16 protein-coding genes and 1 pseudogene are annotated in these 14,948 nt (G+C 69.6%); 8 read left to right on the forward strand and 9 right to left on the reverse strand.

Annotation, left to right across the window (positions count from 1 at the left end; translation table 11 throughout):
• Positions 1–131 precede the first annotated feature (131 nt).
• Positions 132–1,157 carry a Fic family protein gene (locus JQS43_RS20850; RefSeq protein WP_239676068.1) on the forward strand — a complete coding sequence of 342 codons (1,026 nt, stop codon included), beginning with the start codon at positions 132–134 and terminating at the stop codon, positions 1,155–1,157.
• Positions 1,158–1,201: 44 nt separating this feature from the next.
• On the opposite strand, the gene JQS43_RS20855 is transcribed toward JQS43_RS20850, so the two are convergent.
• Together JQS43_RS20855 and JQS43_RS20860 are read right to left on the reverse strand one after the other, a co-directional pair.
• Complete coding sequence (locus JQS43_RS20855) at positions 1,202–2,554, reverse strand: amidase (protein ID WP_239676069.1); 1,353 nt, start codon at positions 2,552–2,554, stop codon at positions 1,202–1,204.
• Positions 2,555–2,591: 37 nt separating this feature from the next.
• A complete protein-coding gene (locus tag JQS43_RS20860; RefSeq protein WP_239676070.1) occupies positions 2,592–3,731 on the reverse strand; it encodes a cystathionine gamma-synthase in 1,140 nt (379 codons plus the stop codon).
• Between the two features lie 33 nt (positions 3,732–3,764).
• Between JQS43_RS20860 and JQS43_RS20865 the strand changes: the two genes are divergently transcribed.
• The gene (locus tag JQS43_RS20865; RefSeq protein WP_239676071.1) at positions 3,765–4,211 is read left to right on the forward strand and encodes an HIT family protein; all 447 of its coding nucleotides are present in this window, start codon (positions 3,765–3,767) and stop codon (positions 4,209–4,211) included.
• Between the two features lie 34 nt (positions 4,212–4,245).
• On the opposite strand, the gene JQS43_RS20870 is transcribed toward JQS43_RS20865, so the two are convergent.
• Positions 4,246–6,351: a beta-galactosidase gene (locus JQS43_RS20870; RefSeq protein ID WP_239676072.1), complete on the reverse strand. Its 2,106-nt coding sequence runs from the start codon at positions 6,349–6,351 to the stop codon at positions 4,246–4,248.
• Positions 6,352–6,685: 334 nt separating this feature from the next.
• On the opposite strand from JQS43_RS20870, the gene JQS43_RS20875 reads away from it, so the two are divergent.
• From JQS43_RS20875 to JQS43_RS20885, 3 genes are all read left to right on the forward strand, one after another.
• Entirely contained in the window at positions 6,686–7,756 is a 1,071-nt protein-coding gene (locus JQS43_RS20875) for a LacI family DNA-binding transcriptional regulator (RefSeq protein WP_239676073.1), read from the forward strand.
• A gap of 93 nt (positions 7,757–7,849) precedes the next feature.
• A complete protein-coding gene (locus JQS43_RS20880; protein ID WP_239676074.1) occupies positions 7,850–8,491 on the forward strand; it encodes a Panacea domain-containing protein in 642 nt (213 codons plus the stop codon).
• Positions 8,484–8,885 (forward strand): type II toxin-antitoxin system PemK/MazF family toxin, encoded by a 402-nt coding sequence (locus JQS43_RS20885; RefSeq protein ID WP_239676075.1) that lies wholly within the window; start codon positions 8,484–8,486, stop codon positions 8,883–8,885. The genes JQS43_RS20880 and JQS43_RS20885 overlap by 8 nt, the downstream gene beginning before the upstream one ends.
• Positions 8,886–8,896: 11 nt before the next feature.
• Here the strand turns inward: JQS43_RS20885 and JQS43_RS20890 are convergent, their stop codons facing one another.
• Complete coding sequence (locus JQS43_RS20890) at positions 8,897–9,418, reverse strand: GNAT family N-acetyltransferase (RefSeq protein ID WP_239676076.1); 522 nt, start codon at positions 9,416–9,418, stop codon at positions 8,897–8,899.
• A gap of 164 nt (positions 9,419–9,582) precedes the next feature.
• On the opposite strand from JQS43_RS20890, the gene msrA reads away from it, so the two are divergent.
• A complete protein-coding gene (gene msrA / locus JQS43_RS20895; RefSeq protein ID WP_239679518.1) occupies positions 9,583–10,212 on the forward strand; it encodes a peptide-methionine (S)-S-oxide reductase MsrA in 630 nt (209 codons plus the stop codon).
• Between the two features lie 41 nt (positions 10,213–10,253).
• On the opposite strand, the gene JQS43_RS26415 is transcribed toward msrA, so the two are convergent.
• Both JQS43_RS26415 and JQS43_RS20900 read right to left on the reverse strand, forming a co-directional pair.
• Positions 10,254–10,478, reverse strand: coding sequence for a VapC50 family PIN domain-containing toxin (locus JQS43_RS26415; RefSeq protein ID WP_476739033.1), 225 nt, complete (start codon positions 10,476–10,478; stop codon positions 10,254–10,256).
• The gene (locus JQS43_RS20900; protein ID WP_239676077.1) at positions 10,420–11,334 is read right to left on the reverse strand and encodes a LysR family transcriptional regulator; all 915 of its coding nucleotides are present in this window, start codon (positions 11,332–11,334) and stop codon (positions 10,420–10,422) included. The genes JQS43_RS26415 and JQS43_RS20900 overlap by 59 nt, the downstream gene beginning before the upstream one ends.
• A 70-nt stretch (positions 11,335–11,404) precedes the next feature.
• On the opposite strand from JQS43_RS20900, the gene JQS43_RS20905 reads away from it, so the two are divergent.
• A complete protein-coding gene (locus JQS43_RS20905) occupies positions 11,405–12,292 on the forward strand; it encodes a dihydrodipicolinate synthase family protein (RefSeq protein WP_239676078.1) in 888 nt (295 codons plus the stop codon).
• A 90-nt stretch (positions 12,293–12,382) separates the two neighbouring features.
• Positions 12,383–13,408 carry a glycerophosphodiester phosphodiesterase family protein gene (locus JQS43_RS20910; protein ID WP_239676079.1) on the forward strand — a complete coding sequence of 342 codons (1,026 nt, stop codon included), beginning with the start codon at positions 12,383–12,385 and terminating at the stop codon, positions 13,406–13,408.
• Here JQS43_RS20910 and JQS43_RS20915 read toward each other — a convergent pair.
• The 3 genes and pseudogenes from JQS43_RS20915 to JQS43_RS20925 all read right to left on the reverse strand — a co-directional run bounded on the left by JQS43_RS20915 (position 13,390) and on the right by JQS43_RS20925 (position 14,948).
• A complete protein-coding gene (locus JQS43_RS20915; protein ID WP_239676080.1) occupies positions 13,390–13,872 on the reverse strand; it encodes a hypothetical protein in 483 nt (160 codons plus the stop codon). The genes JQS43_RS20910 and JQS43_RS20915 overlap by 19 nt on opposite strands.
• A gap of 248 nt (positions 13,873–14,120) precedes the next feature.
• Positions 14,121–14,291, reverse strand: a pseudogene (locus JQS43_RS20920) (cellulose binding domain-containing protein); the annotation flags it as partial.
• 30 nt (positions 14,292–14,321) lie between these two features.
• The gene (locus JQS43_RS20925) at positions 14,322–14,948 is read right to left on the reverse strand and encodes a DUF4230 domain-containing protein (RefSeq protein WP_239676082.1); all 627 of its coding nucleotides are present in this window, start codon (positions 14,946–14,948) and stop codon (positions 14,322–14,324) included.

Here is a 14,948-nt window from a genome sequence, read left to right on the forward strand (position 1 = left end):
TGGCAGAGATCCACAACATGCGAAGCGAGCTGGCAGTGATGCTCCGGACACCTCGCCGCTGGACCGGAGGGCTTCGCAAGACCATGTTGGCGAGAGCTATCCAGGGCTCTAACAGCATCGAGGGATACATTGTGGCCGAGGACGACGCGGCCGCCGCGCTTGAAGACGAGGAGCCGCTAAGCGCGGACGAACGAACGTTCGCAGAGATCCGCGGCTACCGCCAGGCGCTGGGCTATGTCCTACAGAGCGCCAGTGATCCCTACTTCGAGTTCAACACCTCGGTGATCCGGAGCATGCACTACATGATGCTCCAGCACGATCTGACCAAGAGCCCGGGCCAGTACCGGCCAGGGCCGATCTACGTGCATGACGAACGCACCAACGAACGCGTCTACGAGGGCCCGGAAGCCAGCGAGGTGCCACACCTCATGACGCTGCTCGCGCAGCGACTGCGGATGGAACAGGAAACCCGCACGGTTGACCCGCTCGTCCGGGCAGCGATGGCGCACCTGAACCTGGTGATGATCCACCCGTTCCGGGATGGCAACGGCCGGATGGCTCGTGCGCTCCAGACAATGGTGCTGTCACGTGAGGCTATCCTCGAACCCGCGTTCTCCAGCGTCGAGGAGTGGCTGGGCAGGAACACCGAGGACTACTACCGCGTTCTCGCTACGACCGGTATGGGCTCCTGGCGCCCCGAAGGCTCCGCCGCGCTGTGGGTGTCGTTCAATCTCCGGGCCCACCACATCCAGGCGCAGACCGTCGCCCGCCGGTTCGAGGAAGCGGCTGCGGTCTGGCAAGAGCTGGACCAGCTCGTTGCCCGGCATGGGTGGCCCGAACGCGTCACGAACCTGCTCTATGAAGCAGTGTTGGGTTACCGCATCCGCCGACCGTGGTACGCGAGGGTGTCTGGCCTCGAAGATCGAACGGCGACCCGCGACCTCGCTCGGCTAACCGAAGCCGACATCCTCGAAGCTCGGGGCGAGCGCCGAGGCCGCCACTATGTAGCCGGTCCGGAACTTCGCGAAGTCCGGCAACGCTGCCGCCAGCAACGGACCCCCATTCATGACCCTTATCCGGAGATGCGAATGCTCCTTGCCGCACCGCCGACGAGGAACGCAACCATCGCACCCGCCGACAGCGGCGAAGCTGCGTAGGTCGAGCAGCTCGGCTAAGGCGAGCTGACCCCCGAGCCGGCTGGCTACGCTCCGGCGATGGTGGCATGGCGCGGCCACGGGGTGGCCTGCTCGAACTGGCCGGCCGCCGCGAGCAGCAGCCGTTCGCTGCCGGGACGGCCTACCAGCTGCACCGCGGCGGGCAGCCCATCCGGCCGCTGCCCCACCGGCACCACCAGGGCGGGCAGGCCGGCGATGTTCCACGGCGCCGCGTACGGCGAGTAGCGGAGGTTGGCGGCCAGGTTGCTCTGATATGAGCGCCGGGACCAGAACAGCGCCGGTGGTGGTGGACCGGCCAGCGCTGGCGCCAGCATCAGGTCGAAGCCCTGGAAGAAATCCAGCGCCAGCTCCCGCCACCGGTCGCGATCCCGCTCGCGGACATAGCCGCGCTGCCACGCCCACCGCCCCATGGCGATCTTGCGCCGGGTGCGGGGTTGCAGCGCCGAGATGTCCAGGTCGGCGGTGGTCGCCTCGCGGTACGCCGCCGCGGTCCAGGTCGCCATCCCCCGGAAGCCGAGCCAGGTCGGGTAAGTCGGCGCCGCGCGGACCGCGTCGTGGCCGGCGGCGAGCAGCATCCGGGCGGCGGCCGTGACCGCGGCCCGGTTCGGCGCGTCCAGCCGGACCCCGCTGACCGGCGACCGGGTCGCCACCGCCACCCGGAGGCGGGCCGGCTCGACCAGCTTGCCGGGGCGTTGCCCGGCGATCACCGCGAACCCGGCGGCGGCGTCGGCGACGGTGGTCGCCAGGATGCCGTGCTCGGTCAGGCCGAACCAACTGTCGGCACCGAGCCGGCTCGGCACCACCCCGCGACCCGGCTTGAGCCCCACCAGCCCGCAACAGGCGGCGGGGATCCGTACCGAACCAAGCCCGTCGGTGCCGTGGGCGATCGGCACCAGGCCGGCCGCGACGGCCGCGCCCGAGCCGCCGGATGATCCGCCCGGAGTGCGCTCGGGGTCCCAGGGGTTGCGGGTGATGACGCTCGGGTCGTCGGTGGTGCCCCACAGCCCCAGCTCCGGCATCCGGGTGGTGCCGATCACCACCGCCCCGGCGCCGCGCAGCCGGCGAACCACCTCGTGGTCGGTCTCAGCCACCGGCCCGCGGGCCACCGCCGACCCGCGCCAGGTGGGCACCCCGGCGACCGGCGTGTTTTCTTTCACCGCCACCGGCACGCCCGCCAGCGAGGCTCCGGCGAGGTCCTCCTGCTCGTCGACCTGCTCGGCCTCGCCGACCGCCTCGGCCTCCCGGAGCAGCCGGAACGCGTTGTACGCGTCTTTTGTCCGCGCATAGTCCAGATGGTCGGCCACCACCTGGGTTGCGGAGACATCCCCCCTACGCACCGCCCGGGCGATCTCTTTCGCGCTAGCCCCGACCCAGCTCACCCTCGCACCTCCCTACGGCCTCGCATGGCTCAACGAGTCAGCGCAGCGCCTGATCCAGGTCCGCCACCAGATCATCGACGGTCTCGATCCCCACCGACAGCCGCACCAGGTCACCGGGGACCTCCAGCGCAGAACCGGCCGCCGAGGCGTGGGTCATCTGCCCCGGGTGCTCGATCAACGACTCGACCCCGCCCAACGACTCCGCGAGCAGGAAGACCTCGGTCCGCTCGCATACCTGGACCGCCGCCGCCTCACCACCGACCACCTCGAACGACACCATCCCGCCGTACCGGCGCATCTGGCCGGCGGCGACCTTGTGCCCCGGATGCTGCGGCAGCCCCGGATACCGCACGTTGCTGACCTTCGGGTGCTCCACCAGGAAGTCGACGATCCGCTCGGCGTTGTCGCAGTGCCGGTCCATCCGGACCCCGAGGGTCTTGATCCCGCGCAGCGTGAGCCAGGCGTCGAACGGCCCGGCCACCGCGCCCATGGCGTTCTGGTGGAACGCCACCTCGTCGCCGAGCCCGGCGTCGGCGGTGACGACCGCACCACCCACCACGTCGGAGTGCCCACCCAGATATTTGGTGGTGGAGTGGACCACCACATCGGCGCCGAGCGCCAACGGCTGCTGCAGGTACGGCGAAGCGAAGGTGTTGTCCACCACCAGCAGCGCCCCGGCGACCTGAGCCACCTCGGCCAGCGCCGCCAGGTCGGCGATGCCCAGCAGCGGGTTGGTCGGCGTCTCCACCCAGATCACCTTGGTCTGCGGGGTGACCGCGGCCCGGACCGCGGCCGGGTCGGCCACCGGCGCCGCGCTCCACTCCAGACCCCAGCGCTGCAGCACCTTGGCGAAGAGCCGGTAGGTGCCGCCGTACGCGTCGTCCGGGATCACCACATGGTCGCCGGGGCGGCAGACCGTACGGAGCAACGCGTCGGAGGCGGCCAGGCCGCTGGCGAACGCCAGCCCGCGCGCGCCGCCCTCCAACGCGGCGAGGCACTCCTGCAACGCGTCCCGGGTCGGATTGGCCGACCGGCTGTACTCATACCCCAGCCGGGGCGACCCGACCGCCTCCTGGGCGTAGGTGGAGGTCTGGTAAATCGGCGGGATCACCGCTCCGGTACGCGGCTCCGGCGGCTGGCCGGCATGGATCGCGCGGGTGTCGAAACCGTGGCTCATACAGGGAGATTAGGCGGTCGCTAGAGTGGCCACGTGACCGGCTGCCCGTTCTGCGCCGTCGTCGCCGGCGAGGCGCCCGGCTTCGTGGTCCTCGATGCGCCGGCGGCGGTCGGCTTCCTCGACACCCGGCCGGTCTTCCCAGGTCACGTGCTGGTGGTGCCGCGGGCCCACGTCGAGACGCTTACCGACCTGGCAACCGACGCCCTGGGCGGGTTCTTCGCCGAGGTGCAACGGGTGGCGGCGGCGCTGCCGGCTGGGCTCGGCGCCCAGGGCAGCTTTGTGGCGATCAACAACCGGGTCTCGCAATCCGTCGCCCACCTGCATGTCCATGTGATCCCGCGGACCAAGGGCGACGGGCTGCGGGGGTTCCTGTGGCCCCGCCGCCGCTACGCCGACGAGGCCGAAGCGGTCGGCTACCGGGACCGGATCGCCGCCGCGCTACCCCCGCCCACCGGTACCCGCCGGCCGATCATGAGCTAGGTGCCCGACACGCCGAGCGGGTCCATCACCTGGCTCATGATCGGCGGGGTTCTGCCGCTTCCCGGACCACCCGGACCTGCCCCGCGGGGAGGAACAGCTGGCCGGCGCAGTCGGCGCCGGTCAGCAGCTCGTGGCCCTGCCCGGCGACCGTGGCGTCCCGGTCGGAGTGGTTGATCGCGACCAGATAGGAGTCCTGCTCGCCGACCCGCCGGACCAGCTCCACCCCGGCCGGGGGCGGCGAGACCGGCACCCCGGCGTCGGCGTAGGCCCGGGCCAGCACAGTCGCCAGCTCCGGGCCGCGCAACCGGGTGGAGACGTACCAGGCGGCCCCATCGCCGACCGGGTGCCGGGTCACCGCCGGCGCCCCGGCCGCCGGCCCATCCTCGTAGGACCAGATCGCCTCGGCGCCGTGGAGCTGCACCTCCTCGGCCCAGACGTCGCCGGTCAGCGGCGCCCCCGGCGGCCCGTCGGCCGCGCGCAGCCGCACCGTCTCGCCGGCTCGCAGCGGCCGGAACTCCGGCACCCAGACCCCCAGCAGCTCCCGCAGCGCACCCGGGTAACCGCCGAGATGGATCCGCTCGTCGGCATCGACGATGCCCGAGAAGAACGACACCACCAGGGTGCCGCCGCGCTCCACATAGCGGGCCAGATTCGCCGCCGCCGGCTCGGTGAGCAGGTAGAGGTTCGGCACCACGACCAGCGGATAGTCGTCGAGCCGCGGCGAATCCGGTGGGGCGAAGTCGACGGTCAGCCCGGCGCGCCACAGCTGCTCGTACCAGTCCAACATCAGCTGCCGGAAGCCCACGTCGACCGACGGCCGCCCCTCCAGCTCCAGCGCCCACCACGACTGCCAGTCCCACAGCACCGCCGCTTGGGCGGCCACCTCGCTGCCGCGCACCTCGGCCAGCGCCCGCAGGTCGGCCCCGAGCTCGACCACCTCCCGCCAGATCCGGGTGTCGGTCCCGCCGTGCGGCACCATCGCCGAGTGGAACTTCTCGGCGCCGGATGCGCCGGCGCGCCACTGAAAGAACATCACCGAGTCGGCGCCGCGTCCAAAGTGCGCCAGGCTGTTGCGCCGTAGCTCGCCGGGGCGCTTGGCAATGTTGCGGGGCTGCCAGTTGACCGCGCTGGTCGAGTGCTCCATCAGCATCCAGGGCCGGCCACCGGCGAGCGACCGGGTGAGGTCGGCGGTCATCGACAGCTCGATGTGGTTCTCCGGCTGCTCGGCCTGTAGATAGTGGTCGTTGGCGACCACGTCCACCTCGGCGGCCCACCGCCAGTAGTCGATGTTCTTGCAGGCGGTCGCCATGAAGTTGGTGGTGATCGGGATCCCCGGGGCATGCCCGCGCAGCAGGTCCCGCTCCCGAATGAAACACGCCAGGTACGCGTCGTTGCTGAACCGGAGGAAGTCCAGCTGCTGGGCCGGGTTGACGGTGGTCGGGGCGGCCCGTGGCGGCTCGATCTCCTCCCACTCGCCGTAGCGCTGGCCCCAGAAGGCGGTGCCCCAGGCCCGGTTCAGCCCGGCGAGGTCGCCGTACCGGTCGGCGAGCCAGCGCCGGAACGCCGCTGCCGAGCGCTCGCAGTAGCAGGCCGGCACGTGGCCGCCGTACTCGTTGTGGACGTGCCACATGACCACCGCGGGGTGGCCGGCGTACCGTTTGGCGAGCTGTTCGGTGATCCGGGTGGCCGCCTCGGCATACGCCGGGGAGCTGGGGCAGAAGCCGTTTCGCGCGCCCGGGCCGAGCACGACGCCCTCCCGGGTCTGTGGCCGCACCTCCGGGTAGCGACGCACCAGCCAAGCCGGCGGCGCCGCGGTCGGGGTGGCCAGGTCGACCGCGACCCCGCCCTGGTGCAGCAGCTCCAGCACCCGGTCGAGCCAGTCGAAGTCGTACTGGCCCTCGGCGGGCTCCAGCAGGGCCCACGAGAAGATCCCGACGCTGACCAGGTTGACCCCGGCCTGGCCCATCAGCTCGACGTCCTCGCGCCACACCTGCTCCGGCCACTGCTCGGGGTTGTAGTCACCGCCGTAGGCGATGCCGCCCGGCCGGCGGGGCCAGCCGGGGACCGCGCCGGTGGTCGGCGACTCGGACGACGACTCGGACGGCGGCTCGGACGGCGAAACCGGGTTACTCAGCGTCAACGGAGGTCCCAACTGTGAGCGCTTACAGTCGAATCAAGGCAGCGTTCATCGCAATCTAACAGCGGTTACCGGGTCCGACTGCTGCGAGCATTGATCGACGGCGAGTCCCCGGCCGCGGTAATTCTGCCGACTAAACTGGTGATCCGGGACTCGGCCTAGCCGCAGCGCGAACCCGACCTAGCCGTGGATCAAATCAGCAACGGTGAGTCAATGGTGAGATTACTCACAGTTGATCGTACTTAGCGTGGCAATAGCGGACTAGCTGGGCATTCGACGCCAGTTCGATTTCCGCTGGTAACTGGACAAATACCAGTGGTCAGCGACACTAGTGTGCGTGCCCGACCACAGTGAACACCCACCATCCCCGCCGTCCCGCGCGGTGCTTCCCCGACCCACCATCGACGACGTCGCCGCCGCCGCCGGGGTCTCCAGAGCCACCGTCTCCCGCGCCCTGCGCGGCGGACACCGGGTCAGCAGCCGGGCCATGACCGCCATCCAGCAGGCCGTCGCCCGCACCGGCTATGTGGTCAACCGCAACGCCCGCAACCTCGCCAGCCACCGCGCCCAGTCAGTCGCCTTCGTCCTGTGTGAACCACCACAGCGGCTGGTCGCCGACCCCAGCTTCAACCTGCTACTCAGCACCTGCGCCCAGGAGCTCACCGCCCACGACCTGATCCTCACGGTCGCGGTCACCACCGGCCCGGACCTCCGCTCCTGGGTACGCCGGCACCTGCTGGGCGGGCAGGTCGACGGCGCACTGGTCGTCTCCGCCCACGCCAGCGACCCGATCGCCGACGAGCTACACGGCGCCGGAGTGCCGGTGGTGGTCTACGGCACCCCGTTCCCCGCCACCGACCCGGCACCCGGCGCCGACGACATACCGGCGCCGGTCTACGTCGCCGCCGACGACCGAAGCGGCGCCACCGAAGCGGTCCGGCACCTGCTCGGCCGGGGTCGCCGTACCATCGCCACCATCGCCGGCCCGCCCGAGACCGCCTGCGGGCTCAACCGGCTCGCGGGCTGGCGCGACGCGGTCGGCGAAACCACCGACGACCGGCTGATCGCGGTCGGCGACTACACCGCCGCCGGTGGGCAGGCGGCCATGGCGGAGCTCCTTCACCGGGCACCCGAACTCGACGCGGTCTTCGTCGCCGGGGAGCTGATGGCCGCCGGCGCGATCGCCGCGCTCAGCCGCGCCGGCCGGCGGGTCCCCGACGACGTCGCGGTGGCAGGATTCGACGACTCGGCCGTGGCCGCCACGATCTGGCCCTCGCTCACCACCGTCCGGCGGCCACTCGCAGAGATCAGCCACCGGATGGTCGAGCTGGTGTTGGAACTGATCGACGGTGGCTCACCCCGCTCGCTCACCCTCCCCACCGAGCTGGTGATCCGGGAATCCACCTGATTCAGCCGGCCACCTCTTGCCACAGCGTCATACAAGTGTTCTAATGGGTGATGAAGTCACTGTTGAGGCCAACTGGGGGTAGGGTGAGTGGGTATGGTTGCTTCCCAAAGTTCGCCAACCGCCTCGAGCCGCACGGTGGCGGCGTACTTGGCGCTGCTCCAACTTAGCCGCGAACGAGGATACGTCGTTACCAGAGTAAAAGTGGCGAAATTGCTCTACCTAGCTGACCTGGCAGCAGTACGCGGGGGGGACGAGCCAATATCTGGCGTTGAATGGAAATGGCTAGACCATGGCCCATTCAACAATATCCTACAGCACCTTGAGAACAATCTTGTAGATTCCAATATCGTGCAGCGGGAGCCATATTACGCGGGCTACCAGGTCAGACTCATCGGCGATTTGCCGGGGTACCAAATGGCGCCAGAAGATTTGATATTCCTGGAGCGGGCGGTCGCTGAGTACGGAAGCCTTGCAGCCACGAGCCTCAAGGACCTGAGCTACCAGACCCCACCCATGATAGATGCGCAAAAACGCGGAAAAGGCGTGGTACTCGACCTCTCCTTGGCTCGACCGCGACCAAAGCTTGTCAAACTAGCGAGCAAGATGACAGCGGTGCTATCGCGTCTGCCAGAGCAAGACACGGATTACGATGTCTTTGATGAGATAGAACGCGAGATGGACGATCTCGCCGAAATGCGACGCAAAGCTAGCAGCGCGGTCCTGCACGATGAATGATAATTTGGTCATCAATGGTGGCGTTTACTACGTGAAGGACAATGTCATTTCGCTCCCGCCTAATGATCAGCGCGAGTATCATGAGCAGCGCCGACCAGTAGTCATCTTGAGTGGGCCCGACACCAACAGCGACAAAGACTGGCGAGTTGTCTTGGTGGCTCCTATTTCGAGTTCAACGTCACTGAAGACCTCCTACTGCGTCAAAGTAAACGCTGGAGAAGCCAACATGAGCAAAAAGTGTTGGGTGCGAGTCGTCGCTGTTCAGCCAATACTGAAGAGTGACCTCGGGGACCGCCTAGGTGTATTGCCATCCGAAAGACTCGAAGAGGTGCAGGCGCGCATCTTCCAGTACATGGGGTTGTATCCGGAGGATGACAGTGCACTGGCGCTCTGATCCCGCCCTGGTCAGAGCAGGTGGAACGGTTCCGCGTACCGAAACTCGCCCAGGATCTCCGGCCGGTACGCACTGAGCGCGAGCGCCTGAAAGTACGGCCCTTCCCAGTCGGCGACCGGGGCGGCGATCCCCAGCTCGGCCGCGGACCGGAAGCCGAACCGCGGGTAGTAGTCGGTGTGCCCCAGCAGCACCACCAGCGACTCGCCCAGCGCCTCCGCGGCGCCGAGCACCGACCACATCAACGCCGAACCGACCCCCCGTCGCTGCTGCCCAGGCAGCACGCCGATCGGCCCCAGTCCGAGCGCTGGCGAGTCGCCTACCCGGCCGCGGGTGCAGACCACGTGACCGGCGACCTCCCCGCCGTCGGTGACCGCCACCAGCGACAACGCCGGGAGCCAGCCGTCGTCCGCGCGCAGGGCATCGACCAGCCCCACCTCGACCGGGACCGCCGGCCCGTCATCGTGGTGGAACGCCGCGGCGTGCACCGCCCGGATCGCTGCCACGTCGTCCGCCGTCTCCCGCCGAATCCGCATCCGGACAGGCTGCCACACCGCTCCGGGCGGGCTCCACTGGTTTCCCGCCGCCCCCCGCCGCCCAGGGATTCGGAAGCAGCGCTGCAGATCGAGTCGTCTGACTGGCGACGATCGGCGGCTGGCGAGGCATCATAGAGAGCGTGTTCGGACGAATCGAGCGGCGGATGCCGCGAGCAGATCAGGCGCTGACCGGCCGCGACATCGCGTTGCCGGTGCCGGCCAAGCACGAGGTGCTGGGGACCCCGATGCAAGGTCCGTGGCCAGCGGGGATGGCGACGGCGGTCTTCGGCATGGGCTGCTTCTGGGGGGCGGAGCGGATGTTCTGGACCCTGGACGGGGTCTACTCGACCTCGGTGGGGTATGCGGGAGGCTTCACTGCCAATCCCACGTATGAAGAGGTCTGCACCGGCATGACCGGTCACACCGAGGCGGTCCAGGTGGTGTACGACCCGGCAAAGGTCTCCTACGAGCAGCTACTCAAGGTCTTCTGGGAGAACCACGACCCGACCCAGGGGATGCGCCAGGGCAACGATGTCGGCACCCAATATCGTTCCGCGATCTACACCACCAGCGAAGAGCAGCTGGTCGCGGCCGAAAAGTCCCGGGAGGCGTTCGCGCCGGCGCTCGCCGCGGCCGGCTACGGCGAGATCACTACGGAGATCGCTGAGCTGGGCGACTACTACTACGCCGAGGGCTACCACCAGCAGTACCTGCATAAGAACCCCGGCGGCTACTGCGGCATCGGCCCGAACGGCGCCACCTGCCCGATCGGCGTCGCCGCGACCGACGAGTAACCTGTGACGCCCTCGAAGCCGAGGTGGTTACTCCCCCGCCTTCATCGTATTTGGTCGACTATTTCCCGTAGTCTCTCTGCGAAGCTCGGTACGCCCGCCTTCCCCAGATCATTGGCAAGGTCGCCAGGAGTCTTGGGCGGGCGACGTCTCTCGGCAGCCAGCCGGACAGCGGTGGCTACCACCTCGTGGGGCAGCTCGCTGAGTAGCTCACGCAAGTACCGTCGGGGTCGCAGACTCGAGTGACTCGACGATAGAGCGCAGCGCATCGACGCAGGCGGCCACCGCGGGGTGGTCGCCAGCGCCCCGCCGGTAGCCGATCCGGGTCCGGCGGTGGGTGGCGAGCGGGAGCAGGCGCACCCGGGGCGGCGGCTGACCGGCACCGAGCAGCGGCACCAACGTCACGCCCTGGCCGGCGGCGACCAGGGTCAGGGCAGCGTCGAAGTCATCGACATGGTGCCGCGCCCGGGGAGCGAAGCCGCGAGCCTCGCAGACCCGGACAGCGACCGTGTGGCACAGCGTGCCGGGGGTGCCGAGGATCCAGTCGCAGTGCCGGGCGGCGGCTACCGGGTCCGCATCCGCGGCATCCAGCGCGGCTGGGGCCGCGAGGTAGACGGCCTCGTCGAGGAGCGGCACCGACTCCAACGCGGGGTCCGGCGGCGCCGGCACGACGTCGTAGTCGTGCCAGAGCGCCACGTCGAGCCGGCGGGTGCGCAGCGCCTCTGGCACCGCCACCGGATCGATCTCCGTGACCATCAGGTCGAGGCCGGGGTTGTCGCGGCCCAGCGCCACCAGCGCCGCCGGCAGCATGGTCCGGACCGCGCTAGGGAACGCGCCGAGCCGGATCGTGCCGGAGAGCCCAGCCCGGGCGGCGGCAACGGCGGCCGCGGCGGCCTCCAGCGCGGCGAGCACGGTCTCGGTGTGGGCGACCAACTCTCGGCCGGCCGGGGTGAGGGTGACCCGCCGACCGGTGTGTTCCAGCAGCGCCACCCCGGTCTGCCGCTGCAAGGCGGCGAGCTGTTGGGACACAGCGGACGCAGTGTAGGTGTGGGCCTCGGCGACCGCGGCGATGGTGCCCAGGTTCGCGAGGTCCCGCAGCAGGCGCAGGCGCCGGACATCAAGCATCAGCACAGCTTACGTTTGTAGGAAGAAAGGTGAACTTGAACTGCACGGTTTGCCCTGCCAGGTTGGAGGCATGACACTCACCGGTCTCTACGTCCCGCTGATCACTCCCTTCGACCACACCGGGGAGGTGGCTCTCGATCCCTTGGCGGCGCTCGCCCACGAGCTACTGGCAGCCGGGGCCGACGGGTTGGTTGCGCTGGGTACCACGGCGGAGCCGACCGCGCTCACCCCCGACGAGCGGGCGGCGGTGCTCTCCGTGACCGCGCATGTCTGCCGAGAATCGGGCGCGCCGCTCATCGTGGGTGCACACAACGCGGAGGCGCTCGGGGCACTGGCCGGCCAACCCGAGGTAACCGCGGCGCTCACCCTGGTGCCGCCGTTCATCCAGCCCGGCGAGGCCGGTGTCCTCGCCTACTTCGACCGGCTCGCCACGCACAGCCCGGTGCCGCTGGTCGTCTACGACGTCCCGCACCGCACCGGCCAGCCTTTGTCGACGGAGACGCTCCGGCGCCTGGCCGAACTTTCGGGCGTGGTGGGTGTGAAGTACGCGCCAGCATCGGTCACCGCCGACGCTGTCGCGCTGCTGACCGACCCGCCGGCCGACTTCGCCGTACTCGGCGGCGCCGACCAGGTGATCTCACCGCTGCTCGCGCTCGGCGCGCACGGTGGCATCCTGGCCTCGGCTCACGTGGCGACAGCCGCTTTCGCGGACCTGATCGCCCAGTGGCGGGGCGGCGACGCCACCACCGCCCGGGCCCTGGGTGGCGAGCTCGCCGCCCTGTCGACCGCGCTCTTCGCTGAGCCCAACCCCACGGTGATCAAGGCAGTGCTGCACGCGCAGGGTCGGATCCCGACCGCCACGGTACGGCTGCCGCTGCTGCCGGCCGACCAGCGGAGCATGACGGCCGCCGCCCGACGTGCCGCTGCGGTGGACGGGCCAGCGCTACGGGCGGCGTGATGGTCCACTCAGCAGCCGCGTTAGCTCCAGGTAGAGTCCGCCCTCGATCGACCTGAAGCGGCCCATGACGAACGCCCCGGTGGAGGTAACGTGCCAGATTCAGCAAACCCTCGACGACGGCTGGCCGGCTGGCGACGAGCCCTGGCTATCGCCACCGGTGTCGGGGTGCTGCTCGCTGGCGGGGTCTACCTCCATAACAGCTCCCGGTTGACCGGCCCCAGCGGAGATCCGCCGCTGCTGCTCGCCCATCGTGGACTCGGACAGACCTTTCCCTTCGACGGGATCACCAACGACACCTGCACCGCCGAGCGGATCTTCCCGCCGGAGCATCCGTATTTGGAGAACACGGTCGAGTCGATCGAGGCCGCCTTCGCCGCCGGCGCCGACGTGGTCGAGGTCGACATCCAGCTGACCCGGGACGACCGGCTGGTGGTGTTCCACGATCATGAGCTGGAGTGTCGCACTGACGGCACCGGCCGGGTCCGCGACCACACCGTGGCGCAGCTGCAGGCGCTCGACATCGGCTACGGCTACACCGCCGACGGCGGCGCCACGTTTCCCTTCCGCGGCGAAGGGGTCGGGCTGATGCCCACCCTCGAAGAGGTGCTCACCACCTTCGCGGATCGGGAACTCCTGATCGACGTCAAGAGCGCCGATCCAGTCGAAGGGGAACGGCTCGCCGACTACCTCGATCAGCTACCTCCGGCCCAGCTTGAGCTGCTCACCGTCTACGGCGGTGACGCGCCGGTCGCCGCGCTCTCCGCCCGGCTGCCACAGGTCCGGGTCCTGTCGCGGGAGATGTTGGAACGGTGCCTGCTGCGTTATGTGGCGGTCGGCTGGACCGGACGGACCCCGGTCGCCTGCCGCAATCGCCAGCTCCACATCCCCGAGGCGTACGCGCCGTGGCTGTGGGGATGGCCGCACCGGTTCGTCGAACGGATGGAGCGGCACGACACCCGGGTGATCCTGGTCGCCGGTGACGGCGGCTTCTCGGAAGGCTTCGACAGCCGGGCCGACTGGCAGCGGATCCCGGCCGGCTACAGCGGCGGCGTGTGGAGCAACCGGGTCGACCTGGTCGCGCCGCTGCGGGAGCAGGGTCAGTCGGCGGCGCAGTAGTCTGCCGGCTGCTCGTCGGCCCAGGAGCGCCACTCGGTGCCGTCATCGACCCCCCAGCCGTACTCGCTGCTCCGGGGGCTCATGCCGTAATACACCTCAGTGTCCCGGGAGTCGCACTGGTAGCGGTAGGTCGTGAGGAACTCGGGCACGCCGTCCTCGGCGAGACAGATCGCGTAGGTGGCGACATCCGCGAGCACGTCGGCGGTGGGCCGGCCGGTCTGGAACACCTCGGCACAGGCCGGGAAGTCCTGCGCGGCCTCCGGCGGGGCGTTGAGCAGCTCCTCCAACTCGGCCCGCTCGTCGTCGTCGAGGTCGAACTCGTCCAGCACGTCTCCGGGGTCCTGGGTGGGGCCCTGCGCGGGGTCCTGCGTCGGGTCCTGGGTTGGCTCGGCCGACTCGTCGCCGGCGCTGCATCCGGCGAGCAGCAGCGTAACGACGGCCATCGCGGCCAGGAGACGGCGCATTGCTCTGACCTTATCCGGTCGTCCCCCCAACCAGCCAGGATCGGGGTGTCCGAGCGAGCGGCGATGCCGGAGCCGCGCCGGTGTCGGCGCGCGCGCTCGCGGTCGAGCGGGCCGGGTCAAGGGCGTCTCGCGGGCCTACATACCCGGCGTTGTTGGCCACAACGCTGGGCATGTAGGCCCCGCGAAGACACCTCATCCCGCCGCAGCGGGAGTCACGCCCCGGCGGGCGAGACCCGACGAGATCCGAGCTACGACGCGTTGCAGGTGAGCGACGGCGGATCGTTGCTGACGCTGTCCCAGAACCCGAGGAACCCGAACTGGGTGCTCTGACCGGCGCCGAGGTTGCCGTTGTAGCCGGCGTTGGTCGCCGTGACGGTCGACCCCGACCCGCCGAGTTCGGCGTTCCACATGGCGTCGACGGTCTGACCGTAGTTTGATGACCCGACGAACTAGTCTGGAGCGGGTTCGCCCTCCTCGAAGGTGATGGTCACCTCGTCGAACCCGAGTGAGCTGAGCATGCCCACCAGCATCTGCTCGGTATTACTCTGCGCTCGCTGCCGCAGCTCGCTCTCGGCCGCCGCCTCGATCAGCCGCTCCTCCGCCAACCCGAAGACCTCCTGCTCGGCGCTTGAGTCACCGTCGAAGAAGTCCAGGATCCGATTGCCGGCGCCGCGCTGGACCGAGTAGACGTAGCTGCGTTCGTGGTCGAGGTTGGGCTTGGCCAGGTCCGGCTCCGGCAGGGTCACCGCCACCGAGTTGGCCTGCTCATCCACCTCGACCGCGCCCTCCGCCAGGCCACCAAACTCGACGTACGCGTCGACCGTGCCAGCGGCGACGAAGAGCACCCGTTCGCTGACCAGGAAGTCCGGGATGAAGCGCTGCCCCGTCTCGACGTCGATGATCACTTCGAAGTTGCCGCTCGCCGCCGTGAACCGGCTGAGGTCTTGGATGGACCGCAACAGCACCGGGCCACTGCGGTCGGTGGTCTCCTGCCCGAACGGGTTGCTCCAATTCGGCAGCCAGTCGGCCCAGCCGCGCACCGTCCCGGCCGCGAAGAGCAGCGCCACGACCGACAC

This window comes from Natronosporangium hydrolyticum (assembly GCF_016925615.1).
Taxonomy (GTDB): Bacteria; Actinomycetota; Actinomycetes; order Mycobacteriales; family Micromonosporaceae; genus Natronosporangium; species Natronosporangium hydrolyticum.